This is a genomic window from Saccharopolyspora pogona (assembly GCF_014697215.1).
Classification (GTDB): Bacteria; Actinomycetota; Actinomycetes; order Mycobacteriales; family Pseudonocardiaceae; genus Saccharopolyspora; species Saccharopolyspora hattusasensis.
Genome location: NZ_CP031142.1, coordinates 7709710 through 7730288, shown reverse-complemented (window position 1 = coordinate 7730288; position 20579 = coordinate 7709710). Strand labels below are relative to the sequence as shown.

Sequence of the window (20579 nt, the reverse complement as noted above, 5' to 3'; positions counted from 1 at the left end):
AAGCGGCAGGGCCCGCACCGGGGTCGGTGCGGGCCCTGCCGTCGGGCGGGAACGGGACAGCCGGTGGGAACCGGTCAGTCGTCGTCCTTGCCCGGGGTGGTCTTGGCGACCTGCATCAGGAACTCGATGTTGGTGCGCGTCTTGCGCAGCCGGTCCTGCAGGAGTTCCAGCGCCTGCTGCGCGTCGAGCGCGGCGAGCACCCGGCGCAGCTTGTGCGTGACGGCCAGCTCGTCGGGCGAGAGCAGGATCTCGTCCTTGCGGGTGCTGGAGGAGTCGACGTCCACCGCCGGGAACAGCCGCTTGTCCGCGAGCTTGCGGTCCAGCTTCAGCTCCGCGTTACCGGTGCCCTTGAACTCCTCGAAGATGACCGTGTCCATCGTGGAACCGGTCTCCACCAGCGCCGTGGCGAAGATGGTCAGCGAGCCGCCGTTCTCGATGTTGCGGGCCGCGCCGAGGAACCGCTTCGGCGGGTACAGCGCCGTGGAGTCCACACCACCGGACAGGATTCGCCCGGACGCCGGGGCCGCCAGGTTGTAGGCGCGGCCCAGTCGGGTGATCGAGTCCAGCAGGACGACCACGTCGTGGCCCATCTCGACGAGCCGCTTGGCCCGCTCGATGGACAGCTCGGCGACCGTGGTGTGGTCCGACGGCGGCCGGTCGAAGGTGGAGGCGATGACCTCACCCTTGACCGAGCGCTGCATGTCGGTGACCTCTTCCGGACGCTCGTCGGCGAGGACGACCATCAGGTGGCACTCGGGGTTGTTGGTGGTGATCGCGTTGGCGATCGCCTGCAGCACCATCGTCTTACCGGCCTTCGGCGGCGAGACGATCAGCGCGCGCTGCCCCTTGCCGACGGGCATCACCAGGTCGATGATCCGGCCGGTCAGGTTGTGCGGCTCGGTTTCGAGGCGCAGCCGCTCGTTCGGGTAGAGCGGGGTCAGCTTGTGGAACTCGGGGCGGTTCTTCGCCGCGTCCGGCTCCAGGCCGTTGATGGAGTCCACCCGAACCAGCGGGTTGAACTTCTGCCGCTGCTGCTCGCCCTCGCGGGGCTGCCGGATGACGCCCTTGATCGCATCGCCGCGGCGCAGCCCGTACTTGCGGACCAGCGACAACGACACGTAGACGTCGTTCGGGCCGGCCAGGTAGCCGGAGGTGCGCACGAAGGCGTAGTTCTCCAGCACGTCCAGGATGCCGGCCACCTGCAGCAGCACGTCGTCCTCGCGGACCTCGGGCTCGCCGCCCTCGCCGCGGCCGCGGTTGCGGCGGCGGTCGCGGTCGCGGTCGCGGAACCGGCGGCCACGACCCCGACGACCGCCCTCGTCATCATCGTCGTCCTGCCGGTTGTCGCGGTCCCGGTCCTGCCGGTTGTCGCGGTCCCGGTCCTGCCGGTTGTCGCGGTCCCGGTCCTGCCGGTTGCCGCGGTCCGGGCGGTTGTCCCGCTCCGGGCGGTTGTCCCGCTCCTGGCGGTTGTCCCGCTCCGGGCGGTTGTCCCGCTCCTGGCGGTTGTCGCGGCCCTCCGGCTTGCGCTCGGTGCCGCGCTGCTCGTCGGCACCACCCGATTCGGCGGCCACGCCGGCCCGACCGGGCGAACGGCGGCGACGGTTACCGCGCCGGTTGTCGTCCTCACCTGCGGACTCGACGGCCTGCGGGCGCCGGGCGCGGGTGCGGGTGGGGGCACCGTTGGTGCCGCTGCCGGACTCGGCCGGGGTCTCGCGCGAGGCGGCCTCGGTCTCGTCCAGCGCCGGCTGGTGGGCCTTGGCGGCCGGGGTCTCCTCGGCGCGGGCCGTGCTCTTCTTGGCGGAGCGGGTCCGCGGCGCGGTCGTGCCGCCCTGCTTCTCCTTGATCGCGGCGATCAGGTCGCCCTTGCGCAGACCACCAGTCTCGATCCCCAGTTCCCCCGCGAGTTGGCGCAGTTCGGCGAGAACCATGCCGGAGAGTCCGCCACGTCGCCGCGGGGTGCCGTTGGCCTCGGATTCCTGCTGGCCAGCCGAAGAGGCGTTCGTCGCCTCGCTGCTCAACAGTTCGGTGTTGCTCACGAATGTCCTTCCTGACCGGACCGCGCCTCCTACGCGACCCAGCGGATTGCCCGCCCGCTCTTGGAGTGCGGGCGGCCGGTGTGTGCTACCAGCCCTTTTGCCGGTTCGGATCAGCTCCGCGCACGCGGCGCGACCGATTTCGGCGATGGCTCGGGAAACCAGCAGCACCGGGCGGTGGGAGGTACCCGGCTCGCGTGGTCCATGTGCGACGCATCCACTCCGATCCACACATGCCGATGCACGCCCTGCTGCCGCCTCATTCCAGGAATTCCCGACTCACCTTGCGCCCCGGTGGAGAACCGGGAAGCTACGGGGCGTCGAGCCGGCGTCATGGTCACCTTGGGGGCCACACCGTGGAATTTAAGGCCCCCACCCCGACATCGGCAACGGATGTGCACCGCCGATCGTCCCGAAGCGAACTCAATTGAGTTGACAACTCCTGCCTCTGTCACCGCGATCGCCCCGAACTCGCTAAGTTGATCTTCACCCGTGCCGGGTGGAGTTCAATTCACAGCGGGAGATGCGCCCCGGAAAACGATGTCCCGGGCATGGCACCGGCGCCCTGGGCGCGGTGACTGATTGACCTTGAGGGTAGACGCCCCGTAGTTCGGGTGCAACAACCCCCCCTGGGCGTGGCACGCCCGTCGCAGATCACGCCGTCGACAACTAGCCAACGGGAGCCGCTGCCAGCGGCCGACGACACTTCCTTTGTACCACTCGGCCGCAAGACGCCGGGTTCCGGGGCCGTGAACTGGGCTTTTCGGCACGGTTCACGGCCCTGGGTCAGGCCTGCGGCTCGACCCGCACGCCAGTCGGATCGACCGGAAGGCGCAGCTCGTCGAAGCCGTTCGGCGCAATGCCGGACGCAATGTCGGCGGGAAGCGCCCCGCCGGGTGGGAACGCCAGTACCGTCGGGCCCGCACCGGACACGGCGGCGGCGATGCCCGCCGCGCGCAGCCGGCGGACCAACGCGATGGTTTCCGGCCAGGCCGGCTCGCGGTAGTTCTGGTGCAGCCGGTCGTCGGTGGCGGCCAGCAGCAACGCCGGATCGCTGGTGATGGCGTGCACCGCCAGCGCCGCACGGCTGGCCGCGAACGCCGCGTCCGCGTGCGGAACCCGTTCGGGCAACAAACCGCGGGTGGTGTGCGTCAACGACTCCTCTTGGGGGACAAGGACGATCGGTGACACGTCCGGGTGCGGCCGCATCCGGACCGCGTGGAAGCGCCCGGATTCCTGCCAGGCGACGACGAATCCACCGAACAGGCTAGCCGCGGCGTTGTCCGCATGCCCTTCCCAGACCGCGGCCAGCTGCAGCGCCCGGTCGGCGTTTTCCTTGTCGCGCAAATCGAATCCGGCGAGCCCGAAGGCGGCGGCGACCCCGGCGACGATGGCCGCCGCCGAGGAGCCCAGCCCGCGGGATTGTGGAATCGAGTTCTGGCAGTGCAACCGCAGCGCCGGTGCCGCGAAACCCAGTTCGGCCAACGCCTTGTGGATGACCCGCACCACCAGGTGACGCTCGTCGGTGGGCAGCTCGGCGACGCCCTGCCCCTCGACCGACACGCACGCCGAACCCGCGGCTCCATCGACGACCCGCACGGAAACCGCGTCGTACAAGGACAACGCCATGCCCAGGGTGTCAAAACCGGAGCCGAGGTTCGCGGTGGAGCCGGGCACGGTCACCCGGACGGCCGATACCGGCAGTCCGGTCATGCCAGTTCCAGCGCGGTGGCGACCGCGCCGGGGTCCACCGGCAGCGGCTCGACCTCGACCATGCCGGACAGCGCGGTGTCCGGGTCCTTGAGGCCGTGGCCGGTGACCGTGCACACCACGACCGAACCGGCCGGGAGCCGGCCGTCCGCGGCGGTGGCCAGCAGGCCGGCGACGCTGGACGCCGAGGCGGGCTCGACGAAGACGCCTTCCCGCGCGGCCAGCGTCCGGTAGGCGGCGAGGATCTGCTCGTCGGTCACCGCTTCGAACAGCCCGCCGGACTCGTCTTTCGCGCGCACCGCACCGGCCCACGACGCCGGGCTGCCGACCCGGATCGCGGTCGCGATGGTCTCCGGCTGCGCGATGGGCTGGCCGTGCACCAGCGGCGCGGCACCGGCGGCCTGGAAGCCGAACATGCGGGGCGTGTGCTCGATCACGCCGTCGGCCGCGTACTCGGTGTAGCCCTTCCAGTAGGCCGTGATGTTGCCGGCGTTGCCGACCGGCAGGCAGTGCACGTCGGGCGCCCGGCCGAGCACGTCGCAGATCTCGAACGAGGCGGTCTTCTGGCCCTCCAGCCGGACCGGGTTGACCGAGTTGACCAGGGTCACCGGGTGCTCGGCGGAGGTCTTGCGGGCCAACTCCAGGCAGTCGTCGAAGTTGCCCTCGACCTGCAGGATCTTCGCGCCGTGCACGACCGCCTGGGCGAGCTTGCCGAGCGCGATCTTGCCCTGCGGCACCAGCACCGCCGAGGTCAGCCCGGCGCGAGCGGCGTAGGCCGCGGCCGAGGCCGACGTGTTGCCGGTCGAGGCGCAGATGACGGCCTTGCTGCCCTCGGCGAGGGCGTGCGTGATGGCCACCGTCATGCCACGGTCCTTGAACGAACCGGTGGGGTTGGCGCCCTCCACCTTCAGGTAGACGGTGCAACCGGTGAGCTCGGAGAGATGGTGGGCCGGCACCAGCGGGGTGTTGCCCTCCTGCAGGGTCACGATGCGCGCCCCGTCCGGGACCGGGACCCGGTCCCGGTACGCCTCGATCAGGCCAGGCCACCCAGCACCGGACCGCACCGGCATACCCTGGACGTTCGTCACGACGATTCACCTTCCACGCGCATCACGCTGACCACCTCGCGCACCACCGGTAGCTGCGCGATCTTGTCCACTGTGGACCTCAGTGCCGCATCGGGCGCGGTGTGGGTGACCACCACGAGGCTGGCCTCCGCTCCCCTGCCCTGCTGGCGCACCACCGAAATGCTCACATCGTGCTCGTTGAACGTGGCCGCGACCTGCGAGAGCACGCCCGGCTTGTCGGCCACGTCGAGGCTGATGTGGTAGCGGGTCGGGGTCTTGCCCATCGGGCGCATCGGCAACTGCGCGTGCGCCGACTCACGGGGCCCCTTGCCCGCCACGACCAGGTTACGGGCGACGGCGACGAGATCGCCGAGCACCGCGCTGGCGGTCGGCGCCCCCCCGGCGCCCTGCCCGTAGAACATCAGCTGACCGGCGGCCTCAGCCTCCACGAACACCGCGTTGAACGCGTCACCGACCCCGGCCAGCGGGTGGCTGCGCGGGATCATCGCCGGGTGCACGCGGGCCGACACCGACTCGGTGCCGTCCTCGTCGACCACCCGCTCGCAGATCGCCAGCAGCTTCACCGTGCGGTCCAGGGTGCGCGCAGCCGCGATGTCGCCGGGCGTGACCGCCGAGATGCCCTCGCGGTGGACGTCGCTGGCGGTGACCCGGGTGTGGAAGGCCAGCGAGGCCAGGATCGCGGCCTTCGCGGCGGCGTCGAAGCCGTCCACGTCCGCGGTCGGGTCCGCCTCGGCGTAGCCCAGCCGACCGGCCTCGTCCAGCGTCTCGGAGTAGCCGGCGCCGGTGGAGTCCATCGCCGACAGGATGTAGTTGGTGGTGCCGTTGACGATGCCTATGACCCGGTTGATCCGGTCCCCGGCCAGCGACTCGCGCAGCGGACGCAGCAGCGGGATCGCGCCCGCCACGGCCGCCTCGAAGTAGATGTCGGCGCCCGAGGCGTCGGCCGCCGCGTAAAGCTCGGAGCCGTGCTCGGCCAGCAGCGCCTTGTTCGCGGTCACCACCGACTTGCCGGACTTCAGCGCGGTCAGCAGCAGGCTGCGGGCCGGTTCGATGCCGCCGATCAGCTCCACGATGACGTCGACATCGCCCTCCACCAGTGCTTGCGCGTCGGTGGTGAGCAGGTGCTCGGGCACGTCGGGGTGCTTGTGCGGGCGGCGCACGGCCACCCCGGTCACCAGCATCGGCGCGCCGGTGCGCGCTGCGAATTCCTCCGGTTGGTCCTGCAACAGGCGCAGCACCTCGGTACCGACGGTCCCGCACCCCAAGAGCGCGACCCTGATCGGTTCACGGTCGTGGATCACTCAACCTCCAGCCGGAGCAGGTCGTCCTCGGTCTCCCTGCGCAGCAGCAACCGCGCCTGACCATCGCGAACCGCCACCACGGGCGGTTTGGGCAGGCGGTTGTAGTTGCTGGCCATCACGTAGCAGTACGCGCCGGTGGCGGCCACCGCTAGCAGGTCTCCTGGAGCAATGTCCTCCGGCAGCCAGCTGTCGCGCACCACTACGTCACCGGATTCACAGTGTTTACCCACGATGCGGGACAGCGCGGCGGGCGCCCCGGCGCCGCGGGACACCAGACGGCAGTCGTAGACGGCGTCGTAGAGCGAGGTGCGGATGTTGTCGCTCATGCCGCCGTCCACGCTCACGTACTTGCGCTCCACATCGCTGCCGAGCGCCACGTCCTTGATGGTGCCGACCTCGTAGACGGTCACCATGCCCGGGCCGACGATGGCGCGGCCGGGCTCGACGGCGATCTTCGGCACCGGGATGCCGGCGTTCTCGGCTTCCTTTCCGACGATCTCGTGCAGCCGGACCGCGAGCTGCGCCGGCGGCAGCGGGTCGTCCTCGGCGGTGTAGGCGATGCCCAAACCGCCACCGAGATCCACGGTGGAAGCGGTGGCGAGCGCGTCGGCGCCGTGCTCCTCTCGCAGTTCCGCCAGCAGCCGGACCACCCGGTGCGCGGCCAGCTCGAAGCCGTCCACGTCGAAGATCTGCGAGCCGATGTGGCTGTGCAGGCCGGACAGCACCAGCGAGTCGGCCTTGAGCACGCGGTGCACCGCCTCGGCGGCCTGCCCGTTGGCCAGCGAGAAACCGAACTTCTGGTCCTCGTGCGCGGTCGCGATGAACTCGTGGGTGTGCGCCTCGACGCCGACGGTGATGCGCACCAGCACGTGCTGGCGGACGCCTCGCTCGGTGGCGATGTGGTCCAGCCTGGTGATCTCGTGGAACGAGTCCAGCACCACGGAACCGACCCCGGCCTCGACCGCGGCGGTCAGCTCGGCGACGGACTTGTTGTTGCCGTGGAAGGTGACCCGCTCGGGCGGGAACCCGGCGCGCAGCGCCACGGCGAGCTCGCCGCCGCTGCACACGTCCAGGCTCAAGCCTTCCTCGGCGACCCACTTGGCGACCTCGGTGCACAGGAACGCCTTCGAGGCGTAGTGCACGGCGGCCGGGTCGCCGAAGGCTTCGGCGTAGTCGCGGCAGCGCGACCGGAAGTCGTCCTCGTCGAGCACGAACAGCGGGGTGCCGAAGCGTTCGACGAGCTCCCGGACGTCGATCCCGGCGAACCGGGTGACGCCGTCGGCGCCGCGCTCGCAGTTGCGCGGCCACACGTGCGGGTGCAGCAGGTCGAGTTCTTCGGCGGTGCTCAGAACGGGCCCTGCGGTGTTGCCGGGCGGCACGACATCGGCGTGCCGCGGCCCGGCGGGATGGGCGCGCATTTATAGCTCCTTCGCGCGGCCTGCCGCTGGACAGGCCGTTGTTACGTACATCGGCTCGCGTCAGCGCCCTACATCTTCTCGGGGGCGCTGACCCCGAGAAGGCCGAGGCCGTTGGCGAGGACCTGGCGGGTCGCCTCGCACAGCTGCAGCCGCGCGATGGTCAACGGGCTCGCCTGGTCGTCACCGGGCTGCAGCACGCGGCACGCGTCGTAGAACTTGTGGTACGCGGCGGCCACGTCCTCCAGGTAGCGGGCCACCCGGTGCGGTTCCCGCAGCTGGGCGGCCGAGCGCACCACGCGCGGGAATTCACCCAGGGTGCGGATCAGGTCGCCCTCACGTTCGTGGGTGAGTAGCGACAGGTCGGCGTTGTCCACCGAGCCTCGCTCGATGCCGAGCGAGGCGGCGTTGCGCTGCAGCGAGGCCAGCCTGGCGTGCGCGTACTGCACGTAGAAGACCGGGTTCTCGTTGGTGCGCTTGCTGATCAGGTCCAGGTCGATGTCGACCGCGGAGTCCGCGGAGGACCGGATCAGCGAGTATCGGGCCGCGTCCACACCGACGGCGTCGACGAGGTCCTCCAGGGTCACGACGGTGCCCGCGCGCTTGCTCATCCGCACCGCCGCACCGTCGCGCACCAGGTTCACCATCTGCCCGATGAGGACCTCGACGACGGCGGGGTCGTCGCCCAGCGCCGCGGCGGCCGCCGTCAGCCGGGCGATGTAGCCGTGGTGGTCGGCGCCCAGCATGTAGATGCACAGGTCGAAACCGCGGCGGCGCTTGTCCCGCAGGTAGGCGACGTCACCGGCGATGTAGGCGGGCGCGCCGTCGCTCTTGATCAGCACCCGGTCCTTGTCGTCGCCGTACTCGGTGGAGCGCAGCCACCAGGCACCGTCGGAGAAGTACACGTGACCGGACTTCTTGAGCTCCTCGACGCACTCGGCGACCGCGCCGGAGGTGTGCAGCGAGTCCTCGTGGAAGAACACGTCGAAGTCGGTGCCGAACTCGTGCAGGCTCTGCTTGATCTCGTCGAACATCAGCCCGACGCCGACGCGGCGGAACGTCTCGTCGCGCTCCGCTTCGGGCAGCCTCATGGCGTTCGGCGCGGCCTTGAGCACGGCCGCGGCGATGTCGGCGATGTAGTCGCCGCCGTAGCCGTCGGCCGGGGCGGGCTCGCCCTTCGCGGCGGCGATCAGGGACCGGACGAACCGGTCGATCTGCGCGCCGGCGTCGTTGAAGTAGTACTCGCGGGTCACCTCGGCGCCCTGCGCGGCCAGCACGCGGCCGAGCGCGTCGCCGACCGCCGCCCACCGGGTGCCGCCCAGGTGGATCGGGCCGGTCGGGTTGGCCGAGACGAACTCCAGGTTGACCTTCAGCGCGGTGTACAGGTCGCCGCGGCCGTACGCGGCGGAGCCGTTCAGCACCTCGCGCACGACCTGGCCCTGCGCGTCGGCGGCCAGCCGCAGGTTGAGGAAGCCCGGCCCGGCGACGTCCACGGAGTCGATGGCGTCCTGCCCGGTCAGCGCCTCGGCCAGCCAGCCGGCGAAATCCCGCGGCGAAACGCCGGCCTTCTTGGCGACCTGCATGGCCAGGTTGGTCGCGTAGTCGCCGTGCTCCGGATTGCGGGGTCGCTCAACCGTCACCGCCTCCGGCAGGACCGTAGTGTCCAGGTCTCTGGCGGTGAGGACCTCGACGGCGGTGTTGCGAACCAGTTCTGCGAGCGCGGCGGGAGTCACCCTATGCAGTCTAAGGATGCGTCCTCGCTGCTCAGCCAACGGGTTGGGCACGGCGAGACCAGGCACGCCACGCCGCGTGATCACATCGTCACTCATATGTGAGAACGTGGTGGCGAGCATTGGACGCACGGCCACCCGAAGCGCCCGCAATCTCTACACTGACGGGCCGGATCCCCCCCGGTGGTTCTTGTCGAGACGAGGTTTGCGAACAGCATGGCGAACAGGAAGAACAAAGCGGTGCGCGGCGCCGTGGTGCACCAGCGGTCGATCCCCTGGATGCTGATCTCCGGCGTCACCGTCGTGGTGGTGTTCGCGGCCGTGATCTTCGGCTACGCGTACTCCCGGTGGTCCGGGCAGGAATCCGTCCGGCAGGCCCAGGCCGAGGCGGAGAAGGAAACCGAGGCGTTCAAGCCGTCGCCGCAGAACCCGGACCCGTCCAAGACGATCCCCGGCGTCACCGTCGTGAACTACCCGGGCCAGATGCACATCACCCCCGCGCAGCGGGTGGCCTACGACCACAGCCCGCCGTTCGGCGGCCCGCACGACGGCATCTGGGCCGACTGCACCGGCGTGGTCTACCCGGACGCGGTGCGCACAGAGAACATGGTCCACTCGCTGGAGCACGGCGCGGTGTGGATCGCCTACAACCCGGACAAGGTCGACGAGCCCGGCCTGGAACGGCTCAAGGCCCGCGTGGACGCCAAGCCCTACACGATGATGTCGCCGTACCCGGGTCTGGACAGCGCGATCTCGCTGCAGTCGTGGGGCCACCAGCTCAAGGTCGACCGCGCCGACGACCAGCGCATCGACCAGTTCATCACCGCGCTGCGGTTGAACAACAACGGCGTATACCCGGAGATCGGCGGCTCCTGCCAGGCCTACCCGGGCGCGTTCGACACGAACAACCCGCCGAAGTTCGACGGGACCCCGCCCGGCCCCGACGCGGTCCCGATGGACGGCCGCGGCTCCTCCCAGGCTTCCGGCGAGATGGGTCAGTGAGCGGTGTCGGTTGAGGCGCGGCGGCCGCTCGTGGCCCGCATCTTCGTGGCCGTCGCGGCCGCGGTCGCCCTGCTGCTGCTCGGGGCGGCGCTCGGTCTGCTGATCCGGGTGCCGTCCTTCGACAGCGCCGAAGCGAAGCCGACAGCGGTCGACGTCGGGTTCGCGCAGGACATGTCGGTGCACCACCAGCAGGCGGTGACCATGGCGACGCTCGCGCGGGAGCGCGCCGCCGACGTCGCCGTGCGGCAGCTGGCGTTCGACATCGAAACCAACCAGCGCGATCAGATCGGCCGGATGCAGGGCTGGCTCAGCCTGTGGGGCCAACCCGCGCAGGCCGTCGGCCCGCTGATGACGTGGATGACGGCGGACGGTGGCCACGACCACACCGCCCCCGCGGCGGCCGGGGCGTCCTCGGGAGGGCTGATGCCCGGCATGGCCACCAGCGCGGAGATGTCCCGGCTGCAGTCACTGCGCGGCCCGGAGTTCGACGTCTACTTCCTGCAGCTGATGCTGCGCCACCACGAAGGCGGCGCCCCGATGGCCGACTACGGCGCGACGCACGCGGCGCTGCCGGCGGTGCGCGAGCTGGCGAAGAACATGCTCGGCTCGCAGCGCAGCGAGAGCGACCTGATGCGCTCCATGCTCTCCGAACGAGGCGCCCAACCGCTGCGCTGACGCGAGCATGGGAACCTTCCTGTCACCGCCGGGCGGCGATCACCAGGTCAGGGCTTGGCAGCGCTTGGCGCATTCCGCGGGTTCGACCTGCAGGGTCGCGTGGTCAATCTGGTAACGCTCGGCCAGGAGGCGCTGCGCCGCGATCAGCACGCCGCCGTGGTCGGCGTCGGCCCCGGTGGTGAGGTGGGCCGAGGCGACCTCCATCCCCGAGGTGAGGGTCCACACGTGCAGGTCGTGCACCTCGGTGACCGATGGCAGCGCGGCGAGATCGGCCCGCAGCTCCGGCACGTCCACGCCCTCGGGCGCTTGCTGGACGAGGATCCGCAGCGCCTGCCGGGCGAGCTTCCAGGTTCGCGGCAGCACGAACAAGCCGACGGCGACGGCGACGATCGGGTCGGCCAGGTACCAGCCGAACGCCCAGGTCACGGCGCCACCGATCAGCACGCCGACGGAACCGATGGTATCCGCGAGCACTTCGAGGTAGGCGCCGCGCACGTTCAGGCTCTCGTTGGCGCCCTGCCGCAGCAGCGCGAACACCACCAGGTTGGCGACAAGTCCGGCGGCGGCGGTCAGCATCATCGGCAGGCCGGCGACCTCCGGCGGCTCCTGGAACCGGGCGATGGACTCGTAGAGGATGTAGCCGGCGACGCCGAACAGCAGCACGGCGTTGGCGAGCGCGGCCAGCACTTCCATGCGGTAGAGGCCGAAGGTCCGCTTGTCCCCGACAGGTCGCCGCGCCGCGGTGATCGCGGCCAGCGCCATGCCGACCCCGAGCACGTCGGTGAGCATGTGCCCGGCGTCGGAGAGCAGCGCCAGCGATGAGGTGAGGAAGCCGACCACCGCTTCAAGGACGAAGAACGCGAGCAGGATCGCGAACGACGCGACCAACCGCCGCAGGTAACGACCGGATGCGCTGACCGCATCGGCGGCCGAGCCGTGCCCGTGCCCCTGACCCATCGACCGTCCTCCTCACGCTGCCTCTCAGATACATAGTGAAGTATGCATGAATGCACGTGTCAAGGCTCGGGCCCCACCCGCCGGGACACGAGTAAGGGAACCTTCCTGCCATCGGTGACCGGAAGGTTCCCTTACTCCAACTCCGCCGCGAAGGTGCGGTGAAATGCGAGAAGGGGCAATCCGACCCCCTTCGAAGGGGATCTGCCGGGTGCGCTAAGCTAACGATCGTCCGCAGCGACAAGCCCTCGTAGCTCAGTGGATAGAGCACTGCCCTCCGGAGGCAGGTGTCACAGGTTCGAGTCCTGTCGAGGGCGCATCGCGGTACCAGCGAGATCCGCCCCTGAGTCGGCAGAATGCCCTCAGGGGCGGATCTGCTTTTCGGCCGGCCTGCGGTCCAGCTCATGTTTCATGCTGGCGACGAGTCGCGGCTGAAGACGGAGGGCCATGGCGGCCACCCGATGAGGAGCCACGTCCAGCGCCGCCAGCCGGACCAGGTGGCAACCTGGCTGCGGGAAGCCGGATTCATGGTTGAGGCCCAAATACTGCTCGTCCCGGATGAGAATCGTCCGCAAGCGGTCCTTTTCGCACGCCGCCGCTCCTGACTTCCGCTCATGTCCAGCCTGGAACCGGAAGGCATACCGGCGCACAGAGATCAGCCCCTTGGCGGGTTCTGGCGGGTTCTTCTCCGCCAAGGGGCTGGTTCATCCCGTCATCGGGTGGTGTGGGCGCCGCCGTTCACGTGCAGGGTCTGACCCGTGATGTGGCTCGCGCCCTCGGATGCCAGGAATTGCGCGGTCTCGGCGATGTCGCTCGGGCGACCCGGCCGCCCGTTGTGGGTCGCGTCGATCAGTGCCGTTCGGCGTTGTTCGCTGAGCTGCCCGTGGAAGAACTCGGTTTCCTCGATGTAGCCGGGAGCGATCAGGTTGGCCGTCAGGCCCTTCGGGCCGATCTGCGCGGACAGGCCGGCGTTCCAGGCCGCCAGCGCCGCCTTCGCCGCGCCGTAGGAGGTCGAGGCGTATTCGGCGCCGATGGATCCGACGTTGATGATGGTGCCGCCCGGCCGCAGCTTGTCGAGCACGGCCGTCGTGGTGAGTACTGCGCTGAGCAGGTTGGCGTCCAGGTTCGCGCGCCACGCGTCCTTCACCTGCTCCAGGTCCGCCGGTTCCCCGGACCGCTGGAGGTCGGTGTTGCCGCCGGCCATGTTGACCAGCACGTCGAGGTGTTCCCCAAGTTCGGCGGCCAGGCCTGCCAGCTGCCGGGGATCGGCCGCGTCGCAGGCGATCGAGCGGACGTCGAGCTCGGCCGCCGCGGCCGCCAGCCGTTCCTGGTCGCGGCCGGTGATGATCACGGTGTCCCCGTCGGCGCGGAATCTTGCCGCCACGGCCTTGCCGATTCCACTGCCGCCTCCGGTCACCAGCACGATGCGGTTCACTGTTGACCCCCAAAACTGATACGTTTAGAGCTAAACATATCGCGGGAGGGTTGTCGATGTCCAACGGTTCAGGCGCCGAGGGTTATCCGCTCGCTTCGACCTCCACGTGGCCGGCGGCGGACATCGCCACCGCCTGGCAACGCGAACTCCCCGGCGTGAACACGGATTCCATCGAGGTCATCACCCCGATCTGGCGCATCGCGAAGGTCCTCGCCGACGACCGGCGGCGCACCCTGAACAGGCTCGGGATCGATCCGTCCACGCTGGACCTGCTCAGCGTGATCCGCCGCGCCGGGCCGCCGTACGAACTCACCACCCGCGAGATCACCCGCCGAACGCTGGTCACCCCCGGCGCGGTCTCCCAGCGCATCGCCCGGGCCGAACAGGCCGGGCTGGTCGCCCGAGCACCGTCGACGGCATCGCGCCGAGCGGTGGCCGTCCGGCTGACCGACGCCGGTCACCGCCTCATCGAAGCCACCGTGCGCGAGCTGCTCGAACACGAATCGCAGCTGATCAGCGCGCTCGGCGCGACCGAACGCGCGTCCCTCACCGGATTCCTCGCCAAGCTCGAACAATCGCTCGTCGAACCGCCCCGGGACGAACCGGCGGGGTGAGCATCGTCCACTTCGGACTCTTTCGGGGTCCTGCTCCGCCGGTTCAGCTTCCAGGTTGGGGCGGGGTGCCGAACAGGTTCCACTTGCCGGGGATCACGTTAGGTGACAGGAAGGTTCCCATGCTCCACCCCGCCCGCAGAAGGCGAATCGCTGCCCAACAGCTCCGAAGCCGAACTGCGCCAGGTGACGCCGAAGTTCGCGGGCTGAACCGCTCCGGCACGTGGTGGGCTTGCGGTCACTGATCGCTCTCGGCGGCTCCGCCGGAGAACGAGCCGAGTTCGTAAAAGTCGTTGATGTGGCCGCGGACGAGTTCGACGGCCCGCGGCGCGTCGTGCTCCTCGATGACCCGCAGGATCTCCCGGTGCTCGGCGCGCACCGCCTTCGCGGTCTCGCGCCAGTCCGCCAGCTGCTCGTACGCGTCGATCATCTGGCGTTGGATGACGGTGCGCAGCGAGCTCATCAGGTAGGAGGCCAGCGAGTTCCCGGTGGATTCCGCGACCCGCACGTGGAATTCGGTGTCCAGCCGGTTGAAGTCGCGGGCGGTGAGCTCCGGCGCGTCCATCTGGTCCAGGATGCCGCGCAACGCCTCGTGGTCCTCGTGGGTTGCGTTGCGCGCCGCGTCGGCGACCGCCCACTCCTCCAGCATCAGCCGGGTGCGGAGGACGTCGGTGTCGCTGAAATGCCCGAGCGCCAACTGCATCTTCAGCAGGATCGCGAAGCCCTCACCGGGACGGCCGACGAACACCGTCCCGCCTTCGGGGCCGCGGCCGGGCCGAACTTCGACAATGCCGAGCGCTTCCAGCACGCGCAGCGCCTCGCGCAGCGACGGGCGGCTGACGCCGAGGAGCTGTGAGAGTTCACGTTCGCTGGGCAGCCGGTCGCCCGGCGCGAGCAGCCCCTCCAGCATGCGCTGCTCGATCTGCGCCATGACCTGCTCGTAAGTGCGGACCTTGCGCACCGGCTCCCATGAGCTCGGACTCGCGGAACTCATGCTTCTCCTCGATCTCCAGCGGTGGTGCCCAGGACCGCTCTACCTTAAGGGCGACGTCCGCCGCTGTCCGGCGTCAGCCGCGCGTTGTCCGTTCCAGCTCGCGCCGCAACTGCAGTGCCAGCATCGTTTCGTCCACTTCGACGTCGTCCCAACCGAGCACGCCGCCTTCGGGAACGTCGTTGCGCAGCTTGAAACCACGCGCCAACCCCATCGGCAACGCCCCCGATTTCAGCGACACCTCAGCCGGGGCGAGCCTGCCGTAAACCATGTAGCCGCCCTCCCCGTCGAGGATTTCCCCGGCCTTGAGCGCGCGTTTGGCGACCGAGACCACGTCGCTGCGGAAGCCGGTCGGGCATCCGGTCGCCTCGCCGCGCACGGCGGCCGAAGCGACGCTGACGCCGAGTTCGAGCCCGATCATGTGGTACGGCCGGTAAAGCGAGCGATAGCGTCCGGTCTCATCCGTGCGCACACCGTATCCGGCGAAGCACTGAACGGCGTAGTCGGTGCGCGCTTCGAAGGTGACGTAGCCGCCCCAACGCAGGTCTCGCGCCACCTCGGTGCCGTCGCGGTGCAGGCTGGAGGCGATCTCGACGGTGCCCCGGCGGGTCAGCTGACCGCCGATCTCTGCAGGCCGGAACATGGTTGCCAGGTCGTCGACGCCGCAGGGCGGGAAGAACAGACCTTCGTCTTGCGGCACCGCCCGGTGCCGTTGGCCACGGCCGCCATCTCGATGGCCGACTTCGTCCCATCCAGGAACGAGTTGAACGTCTTCGGGTTGAAGTCCCCGCGGTCGAGCTGCTCCGGCGTGAAGCCGTAGTGGTCCCACATTGTGTCCGGGGTGGAAGCGTGGTATTCCAGCACGTACTTCGTGCCCTTGCTCGCGGCCACCACCTCGAAGCCGACCGTGCGCGCCCAGTCGACGAGCTCGCAGATCAGCGTCGGCTGGTCGCCGTATGCCATCGAGTAGACGACCCCGGATTTCCGGGCCCGCTCGGCGAGCAGCGGCCCCACCATGCAGTCGGCCTCGACGTTGACCATCACGACGTGCCGACCGGCATTGATCGCCCGGACAGCGTGATACGTGCCTGCCACCGGATCGCCGGTGATCTCCAGGACCACGTCCAATCCCGGAGCATCGATCAACGCATCGGCGCTGTCGGTGACATACGTCCCGCCGCTGCGCAACGCCTCGTCGAAGTCGGCCGCCGCGTAACACTCCGCGGGCCAACCGGTGCGCTCCAGCGCTGCACGTGCCCTCTGTGGCGCCAGATCTGCGACACCGACGACGTGCACGCCTTCGGTGCTCAACGCCTGGGTGAGGTACATCGAAGCGAACTTCCCCGCCCCGAGCACCCCGACCCTGACCGGTCCCCGATCCCGTGCCCGCTCACCCAACAAGGTGTGGAGATTCATCAAACCCCTTACTGGCCATACGGTCTGACCATAACTGGCGTCGAACCTAATCCCCCCGCCGTCAATCCGCCACAGAGGGCGACAGCATGGGAACTTTCCTGTCGTCCGAACCGCGACAGCGCAGTTCGGAAGCGGGGCCACCGTTCTCTCAATTTGTTGAAAACGATTATCATTGCATTGCTGGGGCGGTTTCAGCCGCCTCGGCTCTGCAGCAAGGGAACCTTCCTGCCATCCGAAGCGAACACGCACCATCAAAATCCCCAGAGAGGACGCGATGCAGCACAACCTCGAACACCGCATCGGTGAGTACACCCTTCGGGCAGCCCAACCATCCGATGTCGACGGCGCACGAAAGGTCATGCTCGACACCTTCTACAAGGAGTTCGGACACGGCTACGACTCGACATGGCACGCGGACGTGATCGGCATCGAGCACGCTTACCTCCAAAACCCCCGGCACGCCCTGTTCGTCGCGGTCCGCAACGGCGAGGTCGCGGCGACAACCGCAGTGCGCGCCAACGGACCCAGCAGCCCGCCACATCCACAATGGATCGTCGACCACTACCCGAGCGGCGAGACCGCCCAGCTGTTCCGGGTTTACGTCGACAGAGCGCATCGCCGACACGGCCTCGCACGCGCCCTGGTTGCGATGGCTTGCGATTTCGTCGCCGACACCGACGGATATTCGGCGATCTACCTGCACACCAACCCGGCGATCGAAGGAGCCGAACCCTTCTGGCGCGCGATGGCGAAGGAGATCTACGACGCGCGCGGAGATCACCAGCACAGCCCGGCCATCCACTTCGAAATCCCGATCCCGCGCTGAATGCACCCGAGGCGGACCGCGCCAGTGACAGGAAGGTTCCCATGCTTCACCCGGGGCAGCGTCACCACGCTCGACGGGCACGATAGCCATGCGAAGGAGCGCGCGGCCGCCCAACTGCAGCATGGGAGCCTTCCTACCGGCAACAGCCGCCGAACACCACGTTCAGGGAAATTTAATGCGCGAGAAAGTAACGACACCACCGAACACCTCATACATACGGCGACAATTCGCAATTAAGGACCGTCTATAGCCCCGATCAGACCTCGTTACATATAATTCCCAACCATCACCACGCCGACCCCTACCTGCCAAAACAGACCAGACGATCAATGTTTCCACTGCATAAGAGCAGAATTCTGCGTATGGACGTCGCATCACCTGCCGAGTCAACATCGATTCATCCCGAAACGACGTACCGGTGATCGATGCGCGCCGCCTGCGGCCGATGTCGGCACCGGCGGATAGCGAGGAGAATCGACGTGAACGTGCGTCACAAGGCTGCCGCGTCTGCTGTTCTCGGCTGCTTTTCCATCGTCGGCACCCTGCTGGTCCCGCAGGTTGCCTTCGCCCACGGTGACATGCAGGCGCCGACCGGTCGCGCCTACATCTGCTTCCTGGAAGGCGCGGAGAGCCCGGATTCCGAGGGTTGCAAGGGTTGCAAGGGAGTTGTCGCCGACGATCACTCAGCTGCAGACCGGTGACGTCAACCTCGAATTCAAGGCCTCCGCCAAGCACATGGGCGGCTTCCAGGTGTTCATCACCAAGGACGGCTGGGATCCGTCGAAGCCACTGGCATGGGGCGACCTGGAAGAGGTTGCCAACGTCGACACCCCGCCCGAAACCTCCGAGGGCTACTCGGTCGCCGCGAAGATCCCCGAAGGCAAGACCGGCCAGCACATGCTCTACACGATCTGGCAGCGCACCGACAGCCCGGAGGCCTTCTACTACTGCTCGGACGTGATCTTCGGACGACAGGGCACCGCGCAAACCGGCGCGCTCGAAGCTCAGCAACCCGCAGGCTCGACGCCTGCCGCCTCACACGACCAAGGCACCCATGAGACCACGCGACCCGCGACTCCCGCTTCGGCTACGTCCCTCTGGGATCCCGTGATGGACTGGTTCGCCTGACCTCGAGCCCACCCCTGGGGAGAGCATGGGAACCTTCCTGTCACAGAGGTGGCAGGAAGGTTCCCATGCTTCAGCTCACGACGAGCCGATGCCGGTGAGGGAGCGGACTTCCATCTCCGCGGTTCGCTTCTTGCTCACCTGGCCGCCGCCGATCAGGGTGCCGACGTAGCCGCACAGAAACGAGATCGGGATCGACACGATCCCGGGGTTGCTCAGCGGGAACCACGCGAAGTCCACGCCGGGCAGGATCGAGTCCGGCGAACCCGACACAACCGGTGAGAAGATGACCAGCACCAGGCACGAGCTCAGCCCGCCGTAGATCCCCCACAGCGTGCCGCGGGTGTTGAACCGCCGCCAGAACAGCGAGAACAGCAGCGTCGACAGATTCGCTGAAGCGGCGAAGGCGAACGCGAGCGAGACCAGGAACGCGATGTTCTGCCCGTTGACGAGGATCCCGCCGAGGATCGATGCGGCACCGATAAAGAGCGCGGTCAACCGCGCCACACGAACCTCCGAGTCCGGATCCGCTTTGCCGTGCTTGACGACGTTGGCGTAAACGTCGTGGGCGAAAGATGCGGACGCGGTCAGCGTCAGCCCGGCGACGACGGCGAGGATCGTCGCGAATGCGATCGCGGCCACGATCCCCAGCAGCACCGTGCCCCCGACGCGGAAGGCCAGCAGCGGCGCGGCAGAGTTCTCGCCGCCGGGGGCCGCGAGGATCGCCTCCGTGCCGTTGACCGCCCCCGCCCCGTACCTGATCACCAGGGTGCACAGGTAGAACACGGCCATCGTGCAGGTCGCCCAAACCACGGAGCGCCGTGCCTGCAGCGCATCGGGCACTGTGTAGAACCGCATCAGCACATGCGGCAGCCCAGCGACGCCCAGGACCAACGCCAGCGACAGCGACACGAAGTCCAGTTTGGTCACGTCGCTCTGCCCGTACTTCGCGCCGGGCGAGAAGATCCGGTCCCCCAACGAGTTCTGCTCCGCCGCGTGCTGCAGCAGCGAGGTGATGCTGAACCCGAACTTGCCCATCAGGAACAAGGTCATCATGACCGCGCACAGCATGAGGATGCCTGTCTTGATGATCTGCACCCAGGTGGTTCCCTTCATGCCGCCCACCAGCACGTAGACGACCATGACCACACCGACGCCGCCGATGACCAGCGCCTGGCCGCCGGAACTGTGCACGTCGAGCAGCAGCGCCACCAGGCTGCCCGCGCCAGCCATCTGGGCGATCATGTAGACGAACGAAATTACCAATGTGGACACTGCGGCGGCCGCACGGACCGGACGCTGCCGCATCCGGAAGCTAAGCACGTCACCCATCGTGAAGCGCCCGGTGTTGCGCAGGAGTTCGGCGACCAGCAGCAGGTTGATCAGCCAGCCGACTAGGAAGCCGATCGAGTAGAGGAAGCCGTCGTAGCCGTGCACCGCGATAGCCCCGGCGATTCCGAGGAACGACGCCGCCGACAGGAAGTCCCCGGACAGGGCGATGCCGTTCTGCGCACCGGTGAACCGGCCACCGGCGGCGAAGTAGTCGGTCGCGGTGCCGGTGCTGCTCACGCGGTAGACCATGTAGAGCGTGATCAGCACGAACACCCCGAAGATGCTCATGTTGAGCACCGGGTTGGTGTCGATCATCGAGGGTCCTCCCCGACCGCGTCCTGGTTGAGCGCCTGCACCCGCGGATCGATCTGGCGAGCCGCGTACCGGAGGTAGAGGGCAGTGATCAGGATCGTGGTCGCGAACTGGCCGACCCCCATGACGAGGGCGATGTTGACCTCGCCGACGAGCCGAATGCTCATGAATTCCGGCAGGTAGGCGGCGATGATGACGTATCCGAGGTACCAGATGAGGAATACCGCGGTCATCGGGAAGGCGAAGCGGCGCAGCCTGGCGCGCAGGTCGACGAATTCGGGGCTCCGCGCGATGCGCTCGTAGTCCGGTGCCGGCGGTCGATGAGCTCGCGGCGCGGGCTTGTCGATCTTACCGAAGGTGGCGGACGCTGCGGGCCCGCCGCTGGGGGTGCGCGGCGGCGGGGGCTGAGTTGCGTTGGGCATGCGTCCTTCCAAGCAGTAGAACTGCATCGACGTGCTTTCGGCCGATGCTTCGGAGCTCCCCCGCGCTCCGTGGCCGATCACCTGGGTCCGCTTCGATCCGGCGATATCGAGTGGTTCGCGAATCCGAGGTGTCGGTGAACCGCGCTGCCTGCACTGCCAACCAGCCCGGAAGTCTAGTCAGCGAACCGGCCCACGCAGCCT

General features: G+C 68.7%; 19 protein-coding genes, 1 tRNA gene and 1 pseudogene. 7 read left to right on the top strand and 14 right to left on the bottom strand.

Annotated elements, in window-relative coordinates; all coding sequences use genetic code 11:
• Window positions 1–74: 74 nt before the first annotated feature.
• From rho to argS, 6 genes are all read right to left on the bottom strand, one after another.
• Window positions 75–2036, bottom strand: a complete 1962-nt coding sequence (rho, locus tag DL519_RS36440) for a transcription termination factor Rho (protein WP_190821608.1) — start codon at window positions 2034–2036, stop codon at window positions 75–77.
• A gap of 783 nt (window positions 2037–2819) precedes the next feature.
• Window positions 2820–3746, bottom strand: coding sequence for a homoserine kinase (thrB, locus tag DL519_RS36435; protein WP_190821606.1), 927 nt, complete (start codon window positions 3744–3746; stop codon window positions 2820–2822).
• Window positions 3743–4813, bottom strand: a complete 1071-nt coding sequence (thrC, locus tag DL519_RS36430) for a threonine synthase (protein ID WP_190824428.1) — start codon at window positions 4811–4813, stop codon at window positions 3743–3745. The genes thrB and thrC overlap by 4 nt, the downstream gene beginning before the upstream one ends.
• 14 nt (window positions 4814–4827) lie before the next feature.
• Window positions 4828–6132 carry a homoserine dehydrogenase gene (locus DL519_RS36425; RefSeq protein WP_190821604.1) on the bottom strand — a complete coding sequence of 435 codons (1305 nt, stop codon included), beginning with the start codon at window positions 6130–6132 and terminating at the stop codon, window positions 4828–4830.
• Window positions 6129–7550, bottom strand: a complete 1422-nt coding sequence (gene lysA, locus DL519_RS36420) for a diaminopimelate decarboxylase (RefSeq protein WP_190821602.1) — start codon at window positions 7548–7550, stop codon at window positions 6129–6131. Before lysA ends, DL519_RS36425 begins: the two co-directional genes overlap by 4 nt.
• A gap of 68 nt (window positions 7551–7618) precedes the next feature.
• Window positions 7619–9280, bottom strand: a complete 1662-nt coding sequence (gene argS / locus DL519_RS36415) for an arginine--tRNA ligase (RefSeq protein WP_190824427.1) — start codon at window positions 9278–9280, stop codon at window positions 7619–7621.
• 213 nt (window positions 9281–9493) lie between these two features.
• Here argS and DL519_RS36410 point away from each other — a divergent pair, with 213 nt between their 5' ends.
• Complete coding sequence (locus DL519_RS36410; protein ID WP_190821600.1) at window positions 9494–10279, top strand: DUF3105 domain-containing protein; 786 nt, start codon at window positions 9494–9496, stop codon at window positions 10277–10279.
• A 3-nt stretch (window positions 10280–10282) separates the two neighbouring features.
• On the top strand, window positions 10283–10954 hold the full coding sequence (locus tag DL519_RS36405; RefSeq protein ID WP_190821598.1) for a DUF305 domain-containing protein: 672 nt from the start codon (window positions 10283–10285) through the stop codon (window positions 10952–10954).
• A 39-nt stretch (window positions 10955–10993) separates the two neighbouring features.
• Here DL519_RS36405 and DL519_RS36400 read toward each other — a convergent pair whose 3' ends face one another.
• Window positions 10994–11911 (bottom strand): cation diffusion facilitator family transporter, encoded by a 918-nt coding sequence (locus tag DL519_RS36400; protein ID WP_190821596.1) that lies wholly within the window; start codon window positions 11909–11911, stop codon window positions 10994–10996.
• 241 nt (window positions 11912–12152) lie between these two features.
• Here DL519_RS36400 and DL519_RS36395 point away from each other — a divergent pair.
• Window positions 12153–12225 (top strand) — tRNA-Arg (locus tag DL519_RS36395).
• 45 nt (window positions 12226–12270) lie between these two features.
• Here the strand turns inward: DL519_RS36395 and DL519_RS36390 are convergent.
• On the bottom strand, window positions 12271–12603 hold the full coding sequence (locus tag DL519_RS36390; RefSeq protein ID WP_190821595.1) for a hypothetical protein: 333 nt from the start codon (window positions 12601–12603) through the stop codon (window positions 12271–12273).
• Window positions 12604–12620: 17 nt separating this feature from the next.
• Window positions 12621–13343 (bottom strand): SDR family NAD(P)-dependent oxidoreductase, encoded by a 723-nt coding sequence (locus DL519_RS36385; protein ID WP_190821593.1) that lies wholly within the window; start codon window positions 13341–13343, stop codon window positions 12621–12623.
• Window positions 13344–13399: 56 nt separating this feature from the next.
• Here DL519_RS36385 and DL519_RS36380 point away from each other — a divergent pair, with 56 nt between their 5' ends.
• Window positions 13400–13957, top strand: a complete 558-nt coding sequence (locus DL519_RS36380; protein WP_190821591.1) for a MarR family winged helix-turn-helix transcriptional regulator — start codon at window positions 13400–13402, stop codon at window positions 13955–13957.
• Window positions 13958–14192: 235 nt separating this feature from the next.
• On the opposite strand, the gene DL519_RS36375 is transcribed toward DL519_RS36380, so the two are convergent.
• From DL519_RS36375 to DL519_RS47735, 3 genes and pseudogenes are all read right to left on the bottom strand, one after another.
• Window positions 14193–14948 (bottom strand): FadR/GntR family transcriptional regulator, encoded by a 756-nt coding sequence (locus tag DL519_RS36375; RefSeq protein WP_190821589.1) that lies wholly within the window; start codon window positions 14946–14948, stop codon window positions 14193–14195.
• Window positions 14949–15021: 73 nt separating this feature from the next.
• Window positions 15022–15216 carry a hypothetical protein gene (locus tag DL519_RS50525; RefSeq protein ID WP_397545089.1) on the bottom strand — a complete coding sequence of 65 codons (195 nt, stop codon included), beginning with the start codon at window positions 15214–15216 and terminating at the stop codon, window positions 15022–15024.
• Window positions 15217–15408: 192 nt separating this feature from the next.
• A pseudogene (locus DL519_RS47735) lies at window positions 15409–16274 on the bottom strand (flagellar biosynthesis protein FlgA); the annotation flags it as partial.
• Window positions 16275–16635: 361 nt separating this feature from the next.
• Between DL519_RS47735 and DL519_RS36365 the strand changes: the two are divergent.
• From DL519_RS36365 to DL519_RS36360, 3 genes are all read left to right on the top strand, one after another.
• Window positions 16636–17187 (top strand): GNAT family N-acetyltransferase, encoded by a 552-nt coding sequence (locus DL519_RS36365; protein ID WP_190821587.1) that lies wholly within the window; start codon window positions 16636–16638, stop codon window positions 17185–17187.
• Between the two features lie 479 nt (window positions 17188–17666).
• Window positions 17667–17888, top strand: a complete 222-nt coding sequence (locus DL519_RS47730; RefSeq protein WP_223839971.1) for a lytic polysaccharide monooxygenase — start codon at window positions 17667–17669, stop codon at window positions 17886–17888.
• Complete coding sequence (locus DL519_RS36360) at window positions 17854–18315, top strand: lytic polysaccharide monooxygenase (RefSeq protein WP_223839970.1); 462 nt, start codon at window positions 17854–17856, stop codon at window positions 18313–18315. Before DL519_RS47730 ends, DL519_RS36360 begins: the two co-directional genes overlap by 35 nt.
• 75 nt (window positions 18316–18390) lie before the next feature.
• On the opposite strand, the gene DL519_RS36355 is transcribed toward DL519_RS36360, so the two are convergent.
• Window positions 18391–19959 (bottom strand): solute symporter family protein, encoded by a 1569-nt coding sequence (locus DL519_RS36355; protein WP_190821585.1) that lies wholly within the window; start codon window positions 19957–19959, stop codon window positions 18391–18393.
• Window positions 19956–20378, bottom strand: coding sequence for a DUF485 domain-containing protein (locus tag DL519_RS36350; RefSeq protein WP_223839969.1), 423 nt, complete (start codon window positions 20376–20378; stop codon window positions 19956–19958). The genes DL519_RS36355 and DL519_RS36350 overlap by 4 nt, the downstream gene beginning before the upstream one ends.
• Between the last annotated feature and the right edge of the window lie 201 nt (window positions 20379–20579).